General features: G+C 74.2%; 16 protein-coding genes and 1 pseudogene. 6 read left to right on the top strand and 11 right to left on the bottom strand.

The window, feature by feature from the left end; all coding sequences use genetic code 11:
• Window positions 1–2,780 (bottom strand): HEAT repeat domain-containing protein (locus ABZW32_RS34965; RefSeq protein ID WP_356224124.1); only part of this gene is annotated, 2,780 nt, incomplete at its 3' end.
• A 171-nt stretch (window positions 2,781–2,951) separates the two neighbouring features.
• Between ABZW32_RS34965 and ABZW32_RS34960 the strand changes: the two genes are divergently transcribed.
• A complete protein-coding gene (locus tag ABZW32_RS34960) occupies window positions 2,952–3,437 on the top strand; it encodes a peptidase inhibitor family I36 protein (RefSeq protein WP_356224121.1) in 486 nt (161 codons plus the stop codon).
• Window positions 3,438–3,496: 59 nt separating this feature from the next.
• Here the strand turns inward: ABZW32_RS34960 and ABZW32_RS34955 are convergent, their stop codons facing one another.
• Together ABZW32_RS34955 and ABZW32_RS34950 are read right to left on the bottom strand one after the other, a co-directional pair.
• A complete protein-coding gene (locus ABZW32_RS34955; protein ID WP_356224120.1) occupies window positions 3,497–3,931 on the bottom strand; it encodes a hypothetical protein in 435 nt (144 codons plus the stop codon).
• A gap of 144 nt (window positions 3,932–4,075) precedes the next feature.
• On the bottom strand, window positions 4,076–4,975 hold the full coding sequence (locus ABZW32_RS34950; protein WP_356224117.1) for an NAD-dependent protein deacetylase: 900 nt from the start codon (window positions 4,973–4,975) through the stop codon (window positions 4,076–4,078).
• Window positions 4,976–5,403: 428 nt separating this feature from the next.
• Here ABZW32_RS34950 and ABZW32_RS34945 point away from each other — a divergent pair, with 428 nt between their 5' ends.
• The 3 genes from ABZW32_RS34945 (at window position 5,404) to ABZW32_RS34935 (ending at window position 7,528) form a co-directional block, all read left to right on the top strand.
• On the top strand, window positions 5,404–5,808 hold the full coding sequence (locus ABZW32_RS34945; RefSeq protein ID WP_356224115.1) for a transglycosylase SLT domain-containing protein: 405 nt from the start codon (window positions 5,404–5,406) through the stop codon (window positions 5,806–5,808).
• 152 nt (window positions 5,809–5,960) lie between these two features.
• A complete protein-coding gene (locus tag ABZW32_RS34940) occupies window positions 5,961–7,028 on the top strand; it encodes a helix-turn-helix transcriptional regulator (protein WP_356224112.1) in 1,068 nt (355 codons plus the stop codon).
• A 131-nt stretch (window positions 7,029–7,159) separates the two neighbouring features.
• Window positions 7,160–7,528: a hypothetical protein gene (locus ABZW32_RS34935; RefSeq protein WP_356224110.1), complete on the top strand. Its 369-nt coding sequence runs from the start codon at window positions 7,160–7,162 to the stop codon at window positions 7,526–7,528.
• Window positions 7,529–7,630: 102 nt separating this feature from the next.
• Here the strand turns inward: ABZW32_RS34935 and ABZW32_RS34930 are convergent, their stop codons facing one another.
• The 6 genes from ABZW32_RS34930 to ABZW32_RS34905 form a co-directional block, all read right to left on the bottom strand.
• Window positions 7,631–8,671, bottom strand: a complete 1,041-nt coding sequence (locus ABZW32_RS34930) for a vWA domain-containing protein (RefSeq protein WP_356224108.1) — start codon at window positions 8,669–8,671, stop codon at window positions 7,631–7,633.
• A gap of 96 nt (window positions 8,672–8,767) precedes the next feature.
• The gene (locus tag ABZW32_RS34925; RefSeq protein WP_356224105.1) at window positions 8,768–9,967 is read right to left on the bottom strand and encodes an enoyl-[acyl-carrier-protein] reductase FabV; all 1,200 of its coding nucleotides are present in this window, start codon (window positions 9,965–9,967) and stop codon (window positions 8,768–8,770) included.
• Between the two features lie 257 nt (window positions 9,968–10,224).
• Entirely contained in the window at window positions 10,225–11,502 is a 1,278-nt protein-coding gene (locus ABZW32_RS34920; protein ID WP_356224103.1) for an NAD(P)/FAD-dependent oxidoreductase, read from the bottom strand.
• 120 nt (window positions 11,503–11,622) lie between these two features.
• A complete protein-coding gene (locus tag ABZW32_RS34915) occupies window positions 11,623–13,143 on the bottom strand; it encodes a cryptochrome/photolyase family protein (protein ID WP_356224101.1) in 1,521 nt (506 codons plus the stop codon).
• A 15-nt stretch (window positions 13,144–13,158) separates the two neighbouring features.
• Window positions 13,159–13,581, bottom strand: coding sequence for a UBP-type zinc finger domain-containing protein (locus ABZW32_RS34910; RefSeq protein WP_356224098.1), 423 nt, complete (start codon window positions 13,579–13,581; stop codon window positions 13,159–13,161).
• A complete protein-coding gene (locus ABZW32_RS34905; protein WP_356224096.1) occupies window positions 13,578–15,695 on the bottom strand; it encodes an MMPL family transporter in 2,118 nt (705 codons plus the stop codon). Before ABZW32_RS34905 ends, ABZW32_RS34910 begins: the two co-directional genes overlap by 4 nt.
• 64 nt (window positions 15,696–15,759) lie before the next feature.
• On the opposite strand from ABZW32_RS34905, the gene ABZW32_RS34900 reads away from it, so the two are divergent.
• Together ABZW32_RS34900 and ABZW32_RS34895 are read left to right on the top strand one after the other, a co-directional pair.
• A complete protein-coding gene (locus ABZW32_RS34900) occupies window positions 15,760–16,284 on the top strand; it encodes a MarR family winged helix-turn-helix transcriptional regulator (RefSeq protein ID WP_356224093.1) in 525 nt (174 codons plus the stop codon).
• Window positions 16,285–16,512: 228 nt separating this feature from the next.
• On the top strand, window positions 16,513–16,962 hold the full coding sequence (locus ABZW32_RS34895) for a hypothetical protein (protein ID WP_356224091.1): 450 nt from the start codon (window positions 16,513–16,515) through the stop codon (window positions 16,960–16,962).
• 35 nt (window positions 16,963–16,997) lie between these two features.
• On the opposite strand, the gene ABZW32_RS34890 is transcribed toward ABZW32_RS34895, so the two are convergent.
• Both ABZW32_RS34890 and ABZW32_RS34885 read right to left on the bottom strand, forming a co-directional pair.
• On the bottom strand, window positions 16,998–18,287 hold the full coding sequence (locus ABZW32_RS34890) for a ClC family H(+)/Cl(-) exchange transporter (RefSeq protein ID WP_356224088.1): 1,290 nt from the start codon (window positions 18,285–18,287) through the stop codon (window positions 16,998–17,000).
• 202 nt (window positions 18,288–18,489) lie between these two features.
• Window positions 18,490–19,652, bottom strand: a pseudogene (locus ABZW32_RS34885) (hypothetical protein); the annotation flags it as partial.

Here is a 19,652-nt window from a genome sequence, read left to right as displayed (position 1 = left end):
GGGTCCGCCGGCCCGGGCCCCGCCGCGAGGCGCAGCGCCACGGACGGGTCCCACCCCTGCTCCGTCAGCCTCCTGACGTCCTGCTCCGCGCCGGTGTCCACCGTCGGCGGCGCTGCGGCGGGCGGGGTGATCCCGTGGTGGGCCATGGCCGTCGACAGGTCCCCGGCCGTCCCGGAGGCGAGGGCGATCCGGCCGGTCGCCACCAGGGCGAGGAGCGTCGGCGCGACCCGTGACGACTGGCCGTCCAGCGCGAGGACCGAGCGCGCCGACAGCGTACGGTCGAGGCCTTCCAGCAGCAGTGCTCGGGTCCGGGCGTCCTCGCTGTGTTCGGCGGCGGCGAGGACGGTCGCCGCGTAGGCATCGCCGAGGACGCTGCGCAGCGCCTCGACGAGCGTGCCGCGCAGGCCCGGATTGTCGTGGCGCCCGAGCCAGTGGAGCATCGCCGGTACGGCCAGGGGCGTGCCCGCGCCGACCAGGACCTCGGCGGCGGTCTTCTTGACGTTCATGTTCGGATGGCCGAGGCATGCGGCGATCGCGGTGGAGGCCCAGCGGGCACGGGCGTGACCGAGCGTCAGGAGCGCCTGCCGTACGGTCTGGACGTCCTGGGCCGCGGTCAGTGAGATCAAGGTCGCCGACAGGGCCTGCGCGTCGTCCCCCGCGGCGTCGCGGGCGAGCAGCGCGATCACGTGCTTGCGCACGTGCCGGTCGCGGTGCCGCAGCAGCCGGTGCACCCGCGCACGGGTGCCCGCGTAGGGGGCACGGAGCAGGAGTTCGAGCAGGATCGCCTGCTCGCCGGCCGACAGTCCGGGCCGGTCCAGCAGGTCCAGCGCCGTGGTCGCGACGAGCGCGTTTCCGGCCTCCGCCGCGGTGGCCGCGTCGAGCAGGCAGGAGGGCCTGATCCGCCCCCGCGCGTGGAGGCGACGGCCCAGGCCGTGCACGGCCTCCAGGACCTCCTGGGGCACCACGGGCTCCCCGGCGGGCCGGCCGCCGTCGGAACGCGGGACGGTTCCGCCCGGCTCGTGGGATGCCGCCAGCTCGGCCACGACGCGCAGGAGCAGGTCGGCGATGACCGGCAGCGTACCGGCGCCGCCGTGGGCGGCCAGCCTGAGCAGCGCGGCCACCGGCCGGCCGGGGTCCAGGTGGGAACTCAGGAGGGCAAGTTCCCGCTCGTCCGGGCCGCCGAGGTCCACGGCGATGCGCGGGGGCAGATCGGCGGGATCGAGACGGTCGAGGACGGCGCGCCGCCGGGCCGGATCCTCGGTCAGGTGCCACAGCAGCTCAAGGGCGCGGTCGCGCACGGCACGCAGGTGCGGTGCGATCACGCCCGCGCCCTGCTCGGGGGCGCCGGCGGGGCCGACGGCGGGGGCGGTGGCCGATGCCGGGTCCGGGTCCGCCGCGAGACCGAGGCCGCGCCCCAGTACGGCCGCCGTCCGATGCCCCCCGATGGCCTCCAGAGCGGCCAGGGCCGCGGCGGGCGCCGACGGCAGGAGGGCGATCACGGCTTCTTCGGCATCCGTGTGCCGCAAGGCCCGGATCGCGCCGAGGAACGGACCGGGGGCGGGGGCCGAGGCAAGCGCCCGTGTGATCGCGTCACCGATGGGAAGTTCCTCCGCCCCCTGTCCGGCCAGGGCGACCAGCAGTGCGATCCGCCGCGGCCAGAGCGGATCGTCGGCGGGCGCGTCCACCAGTGCGCGGAACATCTCCGACCGGCAGGTGAACAGGATCGTCGCCACCTCGTCGGGCGCGATCGTGTGATCGGCCAGTGCCAGGCCGAGGACGGACGGGACCTGCTCGGCACCGGCGAAGTGCCCGCGCCGGTGGAGCCCGCGCAGGCAGGTCATCGCGGGCCCGCCCAACAGCAACGGGTCGCGTGCGGCGACGGCCGTCAACGCGCCGATGTCAGCGCGGTCCGCCAGGTCACCGAGCAGCTCCGTCCCGCGCCTGCGGAGCCCCGGCGGAAGCTCCGGATCCTCGATGACCTGCCACAGCAGCCCGGCGTGCCCGTGGCGGGCCGCGGCCGTGAGCGCCGCGTCGGCTGCCGAGGGCCGTGCGACCACCGAGCCGGCCGTCAGGAAGGGGGACAGGCACCCGAGCGGCAAGGGGGCCAACGCGGCCCACGGTTCGCCGAGTTCCTCCAGCGCGGCGGCGGCGACGGCCGCGCTGCCCGCGCCGAGGAGGCCGATCAGCCGGCCGCGCACCGGTACGGGGGCCAGCAGACCGGCGTGCAGTCCCTGCCGGGCCAGTCGCAGCGCCGCGGCCTGCAGCACCGGGTCACCGCTGTCCACCAGCTCGTCCACGAGCCGCTCCGGCCGGTGCGCGACGGTGACGGTCGTCTCCCGCACGGCCTGGTACAGCAGTTCGCCCGGAGCCTCCTTCCGGACCACCGTCGGATCGTTGAGGAGTTCGGCGCGCAGCCAGGCGATCCGCACCCGCGCCGGCAGCCCGGCCGAACGCCATGCGGGTATGAGCGGTTCCCGGAGATACGGCCCCAGTCGTTCGTAGAGCCGCGCCAGGACGAGCGCCGCCTCGGGCGGGCCCTCCACGGACGTCGGCAGCAGCTCCGCGAGTTCGGCCATCGCGGCCGCGTCGTCCGCCCGGACCGAGGCGACGCGCTCGGCCAGCAGGATCAGCCCCAGATGCCGCAGGCCGGGGTCCCCGTGCCGGACCAGATGCCCGAAGACGGCCGGCGGGCAGAGCCGTGCGTCGATGTGGCCGGACAGCCGGCGGACGTCGGCTCGACGCACCGCGTCGCGGAAGGATGTGTCTGCGGGCGTGATCACCGTCGGATGCTAGCCGTGGTGGTGCCGGCCCCACCAACGGAATGGTGCCGGGGCCGGAGGGCGGTCCGCTGCGGCCGTCGCGCGTCCCGAGGTGCGATCTCCCTGGAGGGGAGGTGCGATGGAAGCGGGCGGCAGCCCCTTGCCGGACCGGCGGACGAGTGGAGAGCGGCGGTGATCCTCGTGAGCGCACAGGCCGGAGCCGTGACCCGACGGGGCCGCGTGGGAGCCGGGAGGAGGAGCGCCGCGGCCCGCGCCGCGGTCGGTGCGGGCCTCCTCGTCCTCGTCCTCGCGCTCGCCCCCGAGGCCCGCGCCGGAGCCGGCGGCTCCGACGCCCCCGGCGAGCACTGTTCGCCGGGTTGGGTGTGCGGATGGACCGGTCCCGCGTACACCGGCGTGGTCAGCCTCGTGGCCACGGACATGCCGCGCTTTCCCGAGACGACTGCCTACGTGGGGTTCAACGACGGGGCGTCGGTGTGGAACGGCGCCGCGACCCGCAAGGCCGGCGGTGCGTTGTGGGGCCGGTGCGTCACCGTCTACGACAAGCCCGGTTACAAGGGCCGGAGCCTGACGGTCCTTCCCGCACGGGGCATCGCGCAACTCCCGGCGGCCTTCGGGCACATCCATTCCGCCCGCTTCCACGACTGCCGGCTGCCCTGACCCGGCCACCCGCGTACCGGAGGCGCCGCATGGCGGTGTGCGCCCGTGCCCCGTGAAGCTCAGGGCAGGCCGCGCCACCGCCTGGACCGGGAGACGAGCAGCAGCGGCAGGCCCACGACCCACACCAGCGCGCCGATGACGATCGCTGCGCTCCAGAAGGCCGACCCCCGGCCGGCGTCCGGGGCCACCCGGGCCATCAGGAAGAACGGACCGAGGACGAGGGCGGGACCGGCCACCCACCAGATCAGGTAGGTGGTCAGGACGTCACGTACGCGTACCCGCGAACGTCCGAGGACGCGATGGGCGGTGGTCGACGTGCCGCCTCCCACGGCGCCCGGCGCGTACTGCGTGGTCCCCACCACCAGCCGGTACCGCCGCAGCGGTACGACCGGCATGTAGCTGATCACGAACCACTCGGTGGCGTGGTGGGTGCCGTCGGGCTGCCTGTGGCTGAATCCCAGGTACTTCGTACCGATGCCGTTCCACGTGGACACGCCGCATCCCCCTCGCCAGGCCCGAGGCCAACTGCTGTACACGGTAGGGGTTCGGACGCGGCACGGCGGGAATTCGGCCAACTCGGCGCCGGATCGGGGCGGGTCCCTGCGCGGTCACGGCGGGGCCGCCCCGCGGCCGGGCGCTCAGGACGTCGGCGGGCCGTCGAGGGATACGTCAAGCAGGTCGGCCACGGTCGTGAGGGCGGCGCCCAACGGGAGGCCGACGCGGAGGAGCGCATGCCGGTCGCCCCGCGTCGGGTCCCGGTTGACGATCAGCACCGGCTTGCCGGCTTCGGCGGCCTGGCGGACGAACCGGAGGCCGGACATCACCGTCAGTGAGGAGCCCAGGACGAGGAGCGAGGTCGCCTCGCGGACGAGTGCGCGGCAGTGCTCGACGCGCGACGGCGGCACGGTTTCGCCGAAGAACACGACGTCGGGCTTGAGGACGCCGCCGCACGCCGCGCAGGGCACCACCCGGAAGTCCCCGACCTGTTCGTCGGTGAGGTCGGCGTCACCGTCCGGGTTCATCGCGGCGGCGACGGGCTCGAAGCCGGCATTGGCCTCCTCCAGCCGTCCGGCGAGTTCCCGGCGCGACCCGGAGGCACCACAGGAAAGGCAGACGACCCGGCCCAGGCTGCCGTGGAGTTCCACCACGCCCTCGCTGCCGGCCGCCTGGTGAAGGCCGTCGACGTTCTGGGTGATCACCCCCGAGAGCAGCCCCTGCCGGCCGAACGCCGCCACGGCCCGGTGCCCGGCGTTCGGCCGGGCGCGGCCGAACGTGCGCCAGCCGAGATGACTGCGCGCCCAGTACCGCCGCCGGGCCTGGGCGGAGCCGGTGAACGCCTGGTACGTCATCGGGGTGTGCCGACGCAGGCTCCCCCCTTCACCGCGGTAGTCGGGGATGCCCGACTCCGTGGACAGTCCCGCTCCGCTCAGTACCAGTACCCCGCCCGCGCGCAGGGCGGCGGCGACGGGACGTGGGTCCTCGGTGCCGGGGGGCAGGTCCTCGGACGGTGTCCAGCTCAGCGTGGGGCGCATGCGCATGCCGCCCAGCGTACGGAACGGGCGGGGCCCGGGCACGGGGCCGACGCTCCGTCCCGGCACGGGCCACGGGTACGAGCGGTCACGTCGGGTGAGGTTCGGGGGTCCCCGTGGTGACTCGGCCCATAGGGCCCACGTCACACACGATCCGGGGTAGTAGTGGTCCGCAGGGTCGGTGTCGCCGCCAGGGAGCAGCTCCGGCCTGCACGGATCCTCCCGGCCTCGCCGGGGTGGTTGGGTCCCCTCCTGCGAGGGTCCGTAGTAGGCGGGGTCTTTGCCAGGTGGCCGGGGCGTCGGTAGAACTGGGTGGGTCGCCGGGCGGCACGGGTGCTTCACCCGCCGCCCAGGATCCCCTCTCCTTCGCGTGAGTGGTTCACGCACGTCTTCGGCGTGCCCGCGATGGTCCTTGTCCCCTTCGGAAGGTCTGCTCCGTGTCCAACGCCGTCATCCGCCGCATCGCCGCTTCGAAGAAGACCCTCGCGGGTACCGTCCTGGCCCTGGGTGTGGCCGGCTCGATGCTGGCCACCGTTCCGGCGCAGGCCGCTCCGATGAGTGCCAAGTCGATCGCGCAGCAGATGATCAAGGACCCGGCTCAGTTCGCGGCCTTCGACAAGATCGTCTCCCACGAGAGTGGCTGGGACTTCACCGCGACGAACGCCTCCTCGGGTGCCTACGGCCTGGTCCAGGCCCTGCCGGCGTCGAAGATGGCCTCGGCGGGCTCGGACTGGAAGTCCAACCCGGCCACCCAGATCAAGTGGGGTCTGGACTACATGAACTCCCGTTACGGCAGCCCCGTCGGCGCCTGGAACTTCTGGCAGAACAACCACTGGTACTAAACCACCGGCGGACCGTGCACAGCGCACCCCAGACACACGAAAACGCCCGGCCGGGACCACCCGCCGGGCGTTTTCGCATGCCCGCGCAACCGGCTCCGCCGGGGCCCGCAGGGGCGGGCGGCCGACGGCTTCCGCCGGGATAATGGGAGCTTGTGGCCCTCACGTTCTTCGACACGGGACGGCTGGCGCGTGATCTGTACGCCGCCGCGAGCCAGAACGCGGGCCCCGGCGGGCGGGGGGCCGGGATATCCCGGGTACTCACCCCCCTCCTGCCCCACGACGGGCTCAGCCTGGTGGCCACCGATCCGGCGACGGGGCTCGGCCTCGGGAGCTTCAGTTTCTGGCACGAGTACGCCCCCTCGCTCGTCACCGACATCGTCATGCACCGCTACCGGGGCGGCGACCCTTACCGACCCGCCGCGCTCGCCGGGCTGGCCACCCCGGCCACCGTCGTCGGACCGGCGGGCGACGGCCCCTCGGACCCGCGGGTGCGCGAGATCCTCACCGCGAACGGGGCGGGCTCCGAGCTGCGGCTCCTCCTCCAGGACCGGCACGGGGTATGGGGAGCGCTCGGGCTGCTGCGCTGCGCCGGTGCCTGCCCGTTCGGCCGGGAAGACCTCCAGCGGGCGGCCCGCGTCGGCCCGGCCCTCGTCACCGCCCTGCGTCGCTACGTGACAGAGGGCCCCCTCTTCCCCGTGGCCCCCGCGCTTCCCGCCGGGGTGGTCACGGTGGGCCCCGACCACACCATCAGGGCGGTCAGCCCCCAGGCACGGGAATGGCTGGACCGGCTGTCCTCACCGAGCGGGCACGCCTTCCCGGAGTGGATCCCCGACGCGTTCCTCGTCGCGCTCTCCCTCGCCGCACGTTCCCGCGCGCATGACGCCGGAGCCTGGGTTCCGGTGGTGTGCGTGCCCCCCGTCGTCTGCGGGCGCTGGATGACCTTCCAGGGCCAGCCGCTCGACGCGGACGCCGACGGCGATGTCGCCCTGGTCCTCCAGGGGGCGGCCGGAGACCTCGTGATGCCGTCGTTCTGCGCCTGGTACGGGATCACCCCGCGCGAGCGCGCCACCCTCGGTGAACTGCGCACGGGCGCAGCCGTCAAGCAGATCGCCCGGCGCCTCGACCTGTCCCCGTACACGGTCAACGACCACCTCAAGGCCCTGTTCCGCAAGACGGGTGCCGACGGCCGCGACGAACTCATCGCCGCCCTGACCCGCTGACCCCCGAACGGGAGCCTGTCCATCCCTCACTTCAGGGGGTCGCGGCGGCGCGGGTCCGGCCCACCATGGGAAGGGAAACCGGAGATCCCCCTCAGGAGCGCGGATCCCCATCCCATCGAAGGGAAACGGACATGACGCAGACCAATCTCCGTGAGCCCGCGACCGGCAACGGCAACCCCGCGTCCGACAAGGCGATCGCACCCAGCGGGGGCGGTCGGGGCGAGGCGCGGGCGGACTGGCAGCCGATCAGCTACTACTACAACCTTCGCGGCCACGGTGTCTTCGAACAGCTTCTGGAGGCGCCCGGAGTATCGGCGTACACCGGCGTGTTCGCCACCGTCGCGGAGGTGTACCCGCCCACCGACAGGCCGTTCATGGGAGGCGCGGTCATGACCGTGCACAACGTGGTGCCGCTCGACGGGGAACGCGTGGAGATCCGCGTGGACACCGGCTGGCCGGACGACCTTCCCATCAGGGTCGCCCTCCTGTACTGGGCCTGACCCCGTCCGACCACCCCGCGAGACCGATCACGGTGCCGTCACCGCGCGGACGGGCACGACCTGCCCGTCCGCGTCGTGGCGGCCGCAGGGCATCGCCGGGCATCAGCCCATGAGCAGGAGCCGGGTCTGCGGGACGAGCTTCCGGTTCACGCTGGTGCTCTGTACGAATATCGTGAACTCGTCGTTGTGGTCCGGCTTGACGCGGACTTCCGTGCCGGGCAGGCCCAGCAGGGCGCGGGCCTCCGGCCCGGCGTACACCCGGTCGGTCTTCTTCTCCAGCACCGCGATCTGCTTCCGTGCCTGGATCTTCTCCGACTTGCTGAGCTGGTAGAAGGCGCCGCCGGTGCGGTACGTGTGTCCGGATTCGATGACCCACTCCCGGATCGCCGCGTCCCGGTCCACCGGGAGCAGCCGGTACTGACCCGGGTCCACCGGGGTGAGTCCGGCCGCCTTGATGGTGTCCTTGTTGACGGCCTCCGCACCCATGGAGAACACGGCGCGCGATCCCCGGATGCCCTTGGTGCGGCCGACCATGAACTTCTCGGTGGCCTCCCGGATGACCTGCCCGGCCTCCTCCAGGCCCTGTGTGCTGGTGGCGTCCCAGATGGCGATGTTCTCCTTGGGGAAGCCGTACTGCATGGCCTCCCGCTTGCCCATCTGGTCGGGCACCAGGACGGCCAGGGTCCAGTTGTCCTCCTGCTCCGCGATCATCTCGGCCACGGCCCGCACCAGCGCGCGCGGATCGCTGCCGGGCGCGTCCGGGCAGCGGTGGCTCGCGTTCTCCTGACCGTCGGTCAGCACGAACGTCAGGAAGCTGTGGTCGCCGTACAGCTGGGCCGTCTGCGCCAGTTCGCGCTGCGACTTCAGGGCGGCCGCCAGCAGGGCCGTCATTCCCCCCACCCGGTACAGCTGCTTCAGGGACGGCATCCGCAGCACGTCCTTGTCGTAGATGACGCACTGCACGGTGTCCGCGAACACGTACACCGTGACGCGGGTTTCCTGGTCCAGTTCCTGCGACCGGCGGGCCAGGTAGGCGATCTGCTGGTCGGCCACCTCGATCACCTTGCCGCGCATGTGTGACATGGACGAGCTGGCGTCCAGCACGAGGGCGACGTGGTTGATGTAGTTCTGGTTTCCGGACATGTCCGCTCCCCCTGATCGCGTTTCGATGTCCTCACCTTCGCACCCGCCACTGACAATCGGCCCTGGCTCCCGGGCCGTGCCGAACGCCCGGCCGCGCTACCGGGGCGGCCAGGGCACGTCGGTCTCGACCGGCCGGTCGTAGGCGACGCCGTCGACGCCCCAGCCGTACAACTCCCGTACCTGCTCCATGAACCAGTCGGCCCCGAACCGGGATTCGGCGAGGCCCCGCTCGGGGTCGGCCCAGAGCGCGCGGACGCGCTCCTGCACCCGGTCGTCGAGTTCCCAGCCGTCGAGGCGGATCCGGCCCTGCTCGTCGAGGACGAGCGGGGTGTCGCCTTCGAGCTGGTCCCACAGGTCGGCGGCTTGCTCGGCGGTGGTGCGGAAGCCGTCCTCGCCGAGGACGGTCCGCAGGAAGGCGGTGTACAGGGCGATGGAGGGGATGGCGCTGGAGGCCTGGGTGACGGCGGCGCCGGCCACGACGGTGAAGGCGCGGCCGTCCTTCTCCTTCAGCGGGGGAGAGGCGTTCAGGTCGCGGGCGGTCCGCTCCAGATGCTCCTTGGCCGCGCCGATGGTGCCCTGCCGGTACACGGGCGCGGTGACCTCGGAGCCCACGTACGTCAGGGCGACGGTGGTGAACTTCTCGGCGAGCAGGCCATGGGCGGCCAGCGCGTCGATCCACAGGTGCCAGTCGTCCCCGCCCATCACGGCCTCGGTCGCGCGGGTCTCCTCGTCGGTGCCGGGTTCGATCCGGGCCCGTGCGACCTGCGGTTCGGGGCCGGAGAAGTCCAGCGCGGGTGCCTCGTACGCGGCACCGAGCGGTTTGATCACGGAGTGGTGCACGGTACCGGTGACCGGGTCGGTGCGCCGGGGCGCCGCGAGGCTGTAGACGAGGTGGTCGACCGGCCCGTAGTGCTCCTCCAGGAGGTCGCAGATCCGGGTCTTGGCCCCGGTGGAGAAGGCGTCGGCGTTCACGAACCGGATGTCGTGACCGCCGTCCGCGGCGAGTCGGGCGGCGGCCGCGGTGCGGTACCAGCCGGCGGTGGCGGTGCGGCGCCCGTTGTCGGGCGCCTCGAAGGCGACGCCGATGCCGCGGATGCCGTGCCGGCGCATTCCCGTGAGGAGGGTGGCGAGTCCGTAGCCGGCCGAGTGCCCGAGGACGAGCACGACCGGCCTGCGGCCGTCGGCACGCGGCGGGATGGCGTCCCACGTGCGGCGCACGCTCCGCGCGGCGCCCTCCGGGTGGGAATTGACGATGAGGAGTCCGCGCTGCTTGGGCTCGATCTGACGAAGGCTCACGAGGGGTCCGTTCCGTCCGGGGCGGGGGACGAGGAGTGCGTGCGCGTCCGCGACCGTGCTCGGGCGGCCCGTCCCCTCGTCCGGGATGATGACGGACGACCGTGCCGCGGGTCACCGGCCGGGCCCTCGGACCGGGCCTGCTCCGGCCGCCCGTCGTCGACGAGCGTATCCACCGTCCGGACGGGCGTTCATGACACTGCGTCACACGGAAATGCCGCCGCTCCTTGTCGTGTCCGGCATTGACAACCCGACCTTGATCATCGGCCGCCGAGGTCGGCCAGGACCTCCCGGGCCGCCCGGGCCCCCGAGGCCAGCGCGCCCTGGAGGGAACCGGTCGCCCGGTGGTCGCCGCAGACGTACCGGCCGGGGCCGAAGCGGGTCGTCCTGGTCAGGGGCAGCGGCGGGGGCATGGCGGGCAGCGCGTCCCGGACGGTGCAGCGGTGCACCGACTCCCAGGCGTCGGTGTCGGTGTCGTACGCCTCCGCGAGCGCGGCCCGGACCGCCGCCTCCTGCGCGGCGCCGGGAGCCCCGAGGACGGAGGTGGAGATCAGGGCCCGGCCGTCGGGGGCGTAGCCGGGGTGGACCTCGCTGAGCACGCAGGTGTTGAGGAACCGGCGCCGGGTGTCGACGAGCAGGGTGGGCTCGTGCAGGGGGGAGCGGGCGGCCGCGTGGTAGAGGGTGGTGACGGTACGTCCGGCGGGGACGGTGAGTCCGGGCAGCAGCCCGGCCGCCGCCGACTGGCCGGTGGCCACGACGACCGCGTCGGCCCGGCGCCGCGTGCCGTCGGCCAGGACCACACCGTCACCGTCCTCGGCGAGGCGGGCGACCGCGGTCCCGCGGCTCAGCACACCGGCGGGGAGGCCGTCGGCGAGCTGGGCGGGCACCGCGCCGATCCCGTCGGCCGGCAGGCACAGGGTGCCCCGGAGCATGCTGCGCCACACGAAGTGGAAGAAGCGGGAGGAGGTCTCCAGCTCGTCCTCCAGGAACACACCGGACAGGAAGGGCCGGAAGAAGGACTCGACCAGGTCGGCGGAGAACCCCGCGTCGGCCAGCGCGGTCAGGGTGGTCCGCTCGGGGCGCGCCCGCAGTCGGCGGGGCGCGAGGAGCGCGTCCCGCGCCGTCAGGACACCGAGTGCGGTCAGGTCGCGGGCCGATGCCAGCCGGCCCGGGAGCAGGTCACGGCTCTCGCCGGGGCGCCGGGTGGGGTCGGTGAACCGGAGCAGGCGCCCACCGCCGGTGTGCACGAGCACGCCCGGGGTGAAGGGCCGCAGGCGCAGCGGTCTGAGGGCGATGCGCTGTTTGACCTGCGGGTAGGACGTGTTGAACACCTGGAACCCGCGGTCGAGGACGAAGCCGGAGACACGGTCGGTGCGCATGCGCCCGCCGACCGCAGCGTCCGCCTCCAACAGGCTCACGCCGACGCCCGAGGCGAGCAGGTCGGCGGTGCAGGCGAGTCCCGCCGCGCCCGCACCGACCACCACCACGTGCTTCCCGCGGCCGTCCGCGCCGCCACGGCCCTGTCCGTCTCGCCCCATGCGCGATCACCCTCTCCTCGGCCCCCCGGTCCCCTCGTGGGGGAGACGCTACGTCGGGTCGCCGGCCCCGCTCCCGGCGGCACACCGGTCGTCTCCCCCGGGCCGCGCACCCCGGCCGGGTCAGGGCGGGCCCTCGTCCCAACGCCCGTCGGTGCGCAGCACCTCGTCGAGGTCCCCGAGCCTTTCCAGAGCGTGCGCGGCGCGCGCGGTGCGGGGGTTGCCCGCGAGCAGGGCGCGGTGGCGGTGGGCGAAGGACCAGTAGCCGGTGGTGTACGGGCAGGCCCGTTCGCCGGTGCGGTCCGTGGGGCGGTAGGCGCAGCCGGCGCACAGGTCGCTCATGCGGTGGAGGTAGGCGCCGCCCGAGGTGTACGGCTTGGTGGTCATCCGGCCGCCGTCGGCGTACTGGGACATCCCGATGACGTTCGGGAGCATCACCCAGTCGTACCCGTCGACGAAGCAGCGGTGGAACCAGTCGGTGACCTCGCGCGGATCCAGCCCGCGTTGCAGGGCGAAGCTGCCCAGCACCATCAGCCGCGGGATGTGGTGCGTGTAGCCCGTGTCGCGGACCTGGGCGAGGACGGTCGCCAGGCAGCGGGCGGTGACGGCGTCCGCGTCGAGGGCGAGGAACCAGTCGGGCAGCGGCGCGGAGTGCCCGAGGGCGTTGCTCGCGCGGTAGTCGTCGCCGAAGTACCAGTACAGCTGCCACACGTACTCGCGCCAGCCCGCGATCTGCCGTACGAAGCCCTCGACGCTGTTGATGGGGGCACGGCCGCTGCGCCAGGCCTCCTCGGCCGCCGTGACGCATTCGGCGGGGTCGAGCAGGCCGAGGTTGAGGGAGGACGACAGCAGGCTGTGGCTCATGACCGGGTCGGCCGCCAGCACGGCGTCCTCGTACGGGCCGAAAGCGGCGAGCCGGTGCCCGGTGAACCTGCGCAGGGCGGCGAGGGCCTCACGGCGGGAGGCGGGGAAACGGCGCGGCCCGTCACGGCCGACGAAGGCGATGCCGTCCTCGCGCTCCCAGCGGTCCAGATCGGCCCGCACCCGCTCGTCGATGTCGTCCTCGCGGGGACGGTACGGCGCGGGCGCGCCCAGCACACGGGCCCCCGCGGGCGGGGGTTCGCGGTTGGCCCGGTCGTGGTTCCAGGCCCCGCCGGCCGGGCCGCCGCCGTCCATGAGGACGTCGAGTTCGCGGCGGATCCAGTGGTAGAAGTCCTCCTGCCGCAGACGGGCTCCGCCGCGTCCGGCGGCCCAGGCCCCGAATGCCTCGTGCGGCAGCAGGAAGCCGCGGGCCGGCAGCACCCGCACCCCCGGCAGGGAGCGGACCAGGCGCAGGGCGGCGTACGAGGTCGGGTGGTGAACGCTCACGGGGCCGTTCCCGACGGCCTCGCGCAGCCCCTCCCGGTAGGTTTCGGCGCGCACGTACGTGACCCGGTCGCCGAGTTCGGCGGCCCGGTGGCGCATCGCGGAGAGCACGAGGTGGGCCTTGGCCCGGTGGACGCGGCGTCGGCGGAACACCGAGCGGGCCTCGATGATGACGACCGGCGCGTTCCGGCCGGGCCCGTGCCCGCCGGGACCCTGCTCGCCGGGGGTGAGGAAATGGGGGCCGAGCTGGTCGCCGAACAGCCAGTGCGCGGTGCTCATCGGGGCGCCGTCTCGTCACGGCGGGGCTTGGTCACTGCGATCACCTCTCTCCCTCCGCTTCGCCCGCGGCCGGGACGGTGGATGCACCGGCCCGCCGCCGGGCGGTGCGGCCGGGACGAGGTAGAGGTGGTCGAGGTAGCACCAGGCCCAGTCCTCCCCGCTCCCGTACGACTCGGCGATCGGGTGGGACGAGGACTGCGCGTGCGCGTGGGCGTGCCGGCCGGGTGAACTGTCGCAGCAGCCCACCTCTCCGCAGGTCAGGCAGCGCAGCAGCCGGTGCCAGGGCGCTCCGAGCGCCAGACAGGCGGCGCAGCCCCGCTCCGCGCCGCGATCGGCGGGCAGGAGGTCCCGGTCGAGGTGGGTACAGGTGGTGCCGTCGGGACGCCCGCCGTCGGGGGCGGTGGTCCACCGCGGGGCCGGCTCGTGCGGATCGGTCATGGTCTTCCTCCTTCGGGGTGCGCCCGGACGGCTTCGGGGCGTCCGGGCCACCAGAAGCGGCTGCCGGTCAGCAGGACGAGCGCGGGGACGAGCACCGTACGGACCAGGAGGGTGTCGAGCAGCACTCCGATGCCCACGATGACACCGATCTGGGTCAGGGTGATCAGCGGGAGGACCCCGAGGACCGCGAAGACGGAGGCGAGCAGGACGCCGGCGCTGGTGATCACGCCGCCGGTGACGGTCAGGGCGCGCAGGACCGCCGTGCGGGTGGGGTGCCCGGAGAGGGTCTCCTCGCGGGCACGGGCGATCAGGAAGATGTTGTAGTCGACGCCGAGGGCGACGAGGAACAGGAAGGACAGCAACGGGACGGTGCTGTCCAGCGCGGGGAAGCCGTAGACGGCGCCGAAGACGATCCGGCCCGCTCCCAGCGCGGCGAAGTAGGACCCGATGACGGTGGCCACCAGGAGGACCGGGGCCACCAGGGAGCGCAGCAGTGCGGCGAGGACGAGGAAGACGATGGCCAGGACGAGCGGGACGACCACGCGCGTGTCGTGCGCGGTGGCCCGCTCCACGTCGTGGTTCCCGGCGGTGGTGCCGCCGACGAGAGCGTCGGCCCCGGGAATCCCGGCGAGACGCGTGCGCAGTGCCTGGATGGTGTCGTCGGAGGCCGGGGTGCCGGGTGCGGCGGCCAGGACCGCTTCGGCGCGGGCGTACCGGGCCGTGCGTTCCGTGGCGGTGACGTCCGCGACGCCGGGGGTGCGCCGCGCCGCCTCCAGGACCTCGTCGGCGGCGGCGGGGGAGGAGATCAGGGTGAGCGGCTCGCCCGCGCCGGCGGGCCGGACGGTGGCCAGCGTGCGCTGACCGAGGACGGCCTCGGGCGTCTTGCGGAAGGAGTCCGCCTGGGCCAGGCCGGTGTGCAGGCCGAGGCCGCCGGAGGCGAGGGCCACGAGGACCGCGGTCCCGGCGAGCGCGACGAGGGCGGGGCGCCGGGAGACGGCGGTGCCGATGCGCGACCAGACGCCGCCGCGGTCCACGGCCCGGGGCTCGCCCGGCCCGGGGACCAGCGGCCAGAACAGCCACCGTCCCGGCAGGACCAGTGCCGCGGGCAGGACCAGGAGGGCGAAGGCCATGGCGACGAGGATGCCGACGGCGCCGGCGAATCCCAGGCCGCGGTTGCCGGTGAGTTCGGCGGCCAGCAGGGTCAGCAGGCTCAGGACGACGGTGGTGCCGCTGGCGAGGACGGAGGGGGCGGTGCCGCGCCGGGCACGGGCCATGGCGGTGAACCGGTCGGGGGTGAGGTGGAGTTCGTCGCGGTAGCGGGAGACCAGCAGCAGTGCGTAGTTGGTTCCGGCTCCGAAGACGAGCACGGACATGATCCCGGCGGACGAGGCGTCCACCTCGATGCCCGTGTGCGGGGCGAGCGCCCCCACCAGGCCCGCGGCGAACCGGTCGGCGCAGGCCACCACGAGCAGGGGGACCAGCCACAGTACGGGGCTGCGGTAGGTGATCAGGAGCAGGACGGCGACGACGGAGGCCGTGGCGATCAGGAGGGTGGTGTCGGCTCCCTCGAAGACGGCCGCGATGTCGGCCCGGAAGGCGGGTCCGCCGGTGACCTGGGCCCGCAGGGGGGCGGCGATGCCCTCGGAGGCGGTGGCGCGGATCTCCTCGATCCGCGCGGTGTTCTGCCGCTCGCCGGCGTCGGTGGCGAGCAGCACCGGGATCGCGGCGACCTTGTCCTTCGTCACTTCGGGGCGCGCGGCCTCGGGGGCGAGGCCCAGGGCGCCGAGACGCGGGGCCCGTCGGCCGATTTCCGCGCGCTGGGCGGAGGTCAGGGGAGCACCGTCGGCGTTGCTGTAGACGACGACCGCGGGCGCCACCGCGCCGGACGGGAAGGTCTTGACGATCTCCGCGACCCGGGCCGACTGCGACGAGGCGGGCAGCGCGCCGCCGCCCGAGTCCGTGGTGGCCGCCCCGGAAGGCCCCAGGGCGAACGCAGCCGCCAGGCCGGCGACGGTGAGCAGGAGGACGAGCCAGGCGTACGCCCGGGGGCTGCGGAGTGGACCGGCGCCGGGGGCGGAACGGGTCGGCTGACGGTCCGGGACGGTTCGGGACACGGTGGCGCACCCTCACTGGGTAGTTAAGTAACTTAGCTAATTTCACCGTGACAGACTTGACGCCATGACGCAACACCAGCCACGTGACGAGCCGGCCCGCACGAGTGCGGGGCAGGGGCGGCCCGAGGGGATGCCGGAGCCGGACGGCCTCGCGCAGGCGCTGCGCGAGGTGCTGACCTTGACGCAGCTCGCCCGCGGGGTCCTGGCGGAGCGCCTGGAGATGCCGCTGACGAACGTCGAGGCGGTGGAGCACGTGATGCTCGCCAAAGGGGCGGGAGAGCCGATCGGGCCGGCCGAACTGGCACGCAGGCTGGGTGTGACCACCGCCGCCGGTACCCAGTCGGTCAACCGGCTCGTCTCCGAAGGGCACATGAGCCGGGCACCGCACCCCCATGACGGGCGCCGTCAGGTCCTGGACGTCACCGACAGCGGCTTCCGGCACGTCATGGGTGAGCTCGCCCCCCTGCTGGACGTGCTGTTCAAGGCGTCCGACGGGCTCAGCGACACCGAACGGCAGGGAGCCCTGGCCTACCTGCACAACGTGGCGCGCGCCTACCGGACCTACCTGGAGGCCCCGGAGAACGGGTGAGGGCCCAGGCCGACCCGGACCCCGACCCGGACCCCGACCCGGACCCCGACCCCGTGCCGGGTCGCGGGCCGGGAGTCCGTGAACGGATGGCCGAAATCGATCGGCTTCCCCGGGCGCGTCTGATCAAATCGAGTCATGGCTGACACGGTTCGATCCTTGGGTCCACTGGTGCGGGTGGACGGCCGTTGGATACTCGGCGATCCCGGGCGGCCGGGTGGCGGAGCCTGGGTGGAGTTCCGTGAGGAAGGCATGTGCGCCCACGCGCGTGATTCCTCGACGGAGTTGATCCCCTGGTCGAGGATCATGCTCGGGATGGGCGTCGTCGTCGGCGCCAAGTACCCCGCCAGTGCCGAGCAGGTCACCCTGCTCGGAATGCTCGCCGGCCTGCGCGGCCCCTTGCAGGGGAAGCGGGGCGGCTATCTGCACATGACCGTGCGGCACCCGTACGAGGACCGCCAGATCTTCTTCGACCGCCATCCGCACTGGTATCCCGTCGCCGATGTGGTCTTCCTCCAAGCCCTCCTGTCCGACCTGGTCGCCGAGGGCGAGATCCACCGGCTCGCGGACACGGCCTGGCTGGACCGCGCGATCGCCGGCCTGCCCCCGCTGAAGCTGATGACGTCGGACTCCGCGCTGCGGAAACTGGTGTCGCGGGCGACGGAACGGGAAGCGGGCTGAGCAGCCGCCCGGAGGCACCGCCGCGCTCCGGCCCGTCAGGGACGCTGGAGCATCCTGCGGCGGAGGCTGTCGTAGATCGGCTCGCTCTCCAGGTGGTCGGCGGTGACCGTCGCCGCGAAGCACGCGACCAGCAGCGGCAGCCACAGCGAGAAGGCGCCCGTCATCTCCGCGACCAGGACGATGGCGGTGACCGGTGCGCGGACGACTCCGGTGAACAGGGCGGCCATGCCCACCACGGCGAACGCGGCCGGGCCCGGCGCGGGGGAGGGCAGCACGAGCGCGGCGAGCACGTGGACCAGCGTCCCCCACAGGGCGCCGAGGGCGAGGAGCGGGGCGAAGAGCCCGCCGGGGGTCGCGGCCGCGTAGCTCAGCGGGCCCGCGACGAACCGGACGGCGAGGTAGACCGCCAGTGCCGTCACCCCCGGGCCCGCCGCGCCCAGCAGACGCCCCGTCAGCGCGTCCCCGCCGCCGGCCAGCAGCGGGTCCGCGGCCATCAGCGCGCCGACCACGGCGCCGATTCCGGCTGCCCGCAGCGGCACCGGTACCCGCGTCATCCGGTCGCACAGCTCCAGCGTTCCGACGACCAGGTGGGCGTATGCGGCGCCGAGGGCCCCGGCGGTCGCGCCGAACAGCAGGAACACCGGCAGCGTCCACAGGGGCGGGCTCGCGAGGTCCGGCAGGAGGAAGGCGGGGGCGTCGCCCACGATCAGCCGGGTACAGCTCACGGCGGCGACCGTCCCGAGCAGGGTCAACAGCACCAGACGGGGGCGGAACGAACGGGTCACCTCCTCGCAGACGAACAGCAGCCCGCCCAGCGGGGCCGAGAACGCGGCGGCCAGGCCCGCCCCGCCGAGCGCGGTGTGCAGCATCCGGGCGTCCTCGGGCCCGAGCCTGCCGTGCCGGCCGGCCAGGACCCCGATGGCGGCGCCCATGTGGACGGTCGGGCCCTCCCGCCCCAGGACCAGGCCGGATCCGATCGCGATGAGGCCGCCGACGAACTTCGCGGGAAGCAGTCTCCAGGGGTGCGTGTCGCTCTCCTGCCGCCACACCGCTTCCACGTGCTGGATGCCGCTGCCGGCCGCGTGGGGGACCCGCCGGGCGATGAGGTGGGCGACCAGCGCGCCCGACGCGGTCAGGGCGATCGGGACGAGCACTTCGGCCGCTCCGAGCCCCGCGGCGGCTGCCAGCAGCACGCGGCGGAGCGCGTCGGCCCGTTCCAGGCACCAGCGGAAGCTGCCGCCCACCAGCCCGACCAGGCATCCTGCGGCCGCCGTGACCGCGAAGGCGCGTACGTCCGCTCCGAGAGGGGGTCGAACGCCGGGCATGGGCCACCCTTCCTGCGAGTCGCGCGGACCTGTCGGCCGAGCGTCCCCGCTCGGGCCGCCCGCGGTGGCGCACCGCGCCGTGTCCGGGCCGTCCGCCACCCCGGCCGGCCGAACCCGCGCGGTGTCCGGTCGCCGGAGCCGCCGCTCTGCGTCCGGATCACGATCGTCACGGTCCTGCCGTCCGGCGCGCCCCCGTACGGGCTCAGCTTCCGCCCAGGACGATGGCGTACGCGGCCTCCCGGACCTCCCGCTCCGGGTGACGGCGCAGTCCGACGACGGCGGAGCGGCAGGCGTCCGGCCATCCCTGGCGGGCTCCGAGGGCCGTGGCGAGGCCGACGGCGAGGAGGCCCCGCACGAGATCGCCGTCCCCGCTCAGGTCACGGACCGCGGCCAGGGCCGCGGCGGGATCGGCGAGCGGAGGCCCGTACCGGTGTGCCTCCTCAAGGTCCCCGGCCACCCGGAACGCGAGAACGGGGCGGCCCTCGACCACGGCCGTCAGCTCACCGAGCGAGCGCCGCAGCCCGGCGGCGTCGGCTTCCGGGTCGACCGCCCGTACCAGCAGGGAGGTACGGGCGACGGCCACCGCCGGATCGCCCCCCAGCCGCCGGGCCAGGGCCGCGCACATCCCGTGGTCCCCGGCCGCCGAGCCGACGAGGGCTTCCAGGCGACGGCGTGCCGGCAGATCGTCCTCGCGCCCACCGCCCTGCGGTTCCCCGGCCGCGATGAGGACCAGCAGCCGGTCCACGACATCGAGCAGGAGGCTCCCGGGCTCCACCCCGCCGATCGGGTGGGGCAGTCCGGAGCGGGCCAGGTCCATCAGCGCGGACCTCGCCCGCCACGGCCTCAGGGGGGAGGCGGGGTCGGTGTAGACGTCCGCCAGCGCCGTGCCGGCCGCGGGCGCGTACCGCGCCCAGTCAGCGAGCACGGACAGGGCGAGATCGGGCGCCTGCCCCTCTGCGACGAAGGGCAGCCGGGCGAGGAGCTCGCCGTACCGGGGCCGGTCGGCCGCGGGCAGCTCCGTCGGGTCGACTTCCGTGAGGGCGCGCCGGGCGGCATCGGGCCCGTCGCCGACCGCCGATTCCAGCAGGCCCCACATCTCCTCGGCGGGCAGCAGCGCCGGGGCCAGACCGAGCACCGTGACGCGCACGTCCGGATGGATGCCGGGGGTGCGCCCCACCGTTGACAGGAGCCGGACGGCGGCCGCCGGGGACAGGTGACGGGCGGTGAGCCGGGCGGCCGCCTTGCGGACGGTGACCTTGACCCCGTGTTCGCGGGTCAGGAGGTCGTGGAACAGGGCCGCGAGCCGGCTGGGCCGGGCGTGGGCGGCAGCGCGGCCGGCCGCGGCGCTCGGATCCCGGCTTCGCC

Source organism: Streptomyces sp. NPDC004667, from assembly GCF_040609475.1.
Lineage (GTDB): Bacteria > Actinomycetota > Actinomycetes > Streptomycetales > Streptomycetaceae > Streptomyces.
Note: the sequence above shows the minus strand (reverse complement) of the source record. Positions and strands in the feature narration are given on the sequence as shown.

Excerpts from the sequence above, each read along its gene's own strand:
- ABZW32_RS34910 (WP_356224098.1), bottom strand. The coding sequence starts at position 13,581 with ATGACCGATCCGCACGAGCCGGCCCCGCGGTGGACCACCGCCCCCGAC.
- ABZW32_RS34890 (WP_356224088.1), bottom strand. The coding sequence starts at position 18,287 with ATGCCCGGCGTTCGACCCCCTCTCGGAGCGGACGTACGCGCCTTCGCG.
- ABZW32_RS34935 (WP_356224110.1), top strand. The coding sequence starts at position 7,160 with ATGACGCAGACCAATCTCCGTGAGCCCGCGACCGGCAACGGCAACCCC.
- ABZW32_RS34900 (WP_356224093.1), top strand. The coding sequence starts at position 15,760 with ATGACGCAACACCAGCCACGTGACGAGCCGGCCCGCACGAGTGCGGGG.
- ABZW32_RS34930 (WP_356224108.1), bottom strand. The coding sequence starts at position 8,671 with ATGTCCGGAAACCAGAACTACATCAACCACGTCGCCCTCGTGCTGGAC.
- ABZW32_RS34920 (WP_356224103.1), bottom strand. The coding sequence starts at position 11,502 with ATGGGGCGAGACGGACAGGGCCGTGGCGGCGCGGACGGCCGCGGGAAG.
- ABZW32_RS34950 (WP_356224117.1), bottom strand. The coding sequence starts at position 4,975 with ATGCGCATGCGCCCCACGCTGAGCTGGACACCGTCCGAGGACCTGCCC.
- ABZW32_RS34915 (WP_356224101.1), bottom strand. The coding sequence starts at position 13,143 with ATGAGCACCGCGCACTGGCTGTTCGGCGACCAGCTCGGCCCCCATTTC.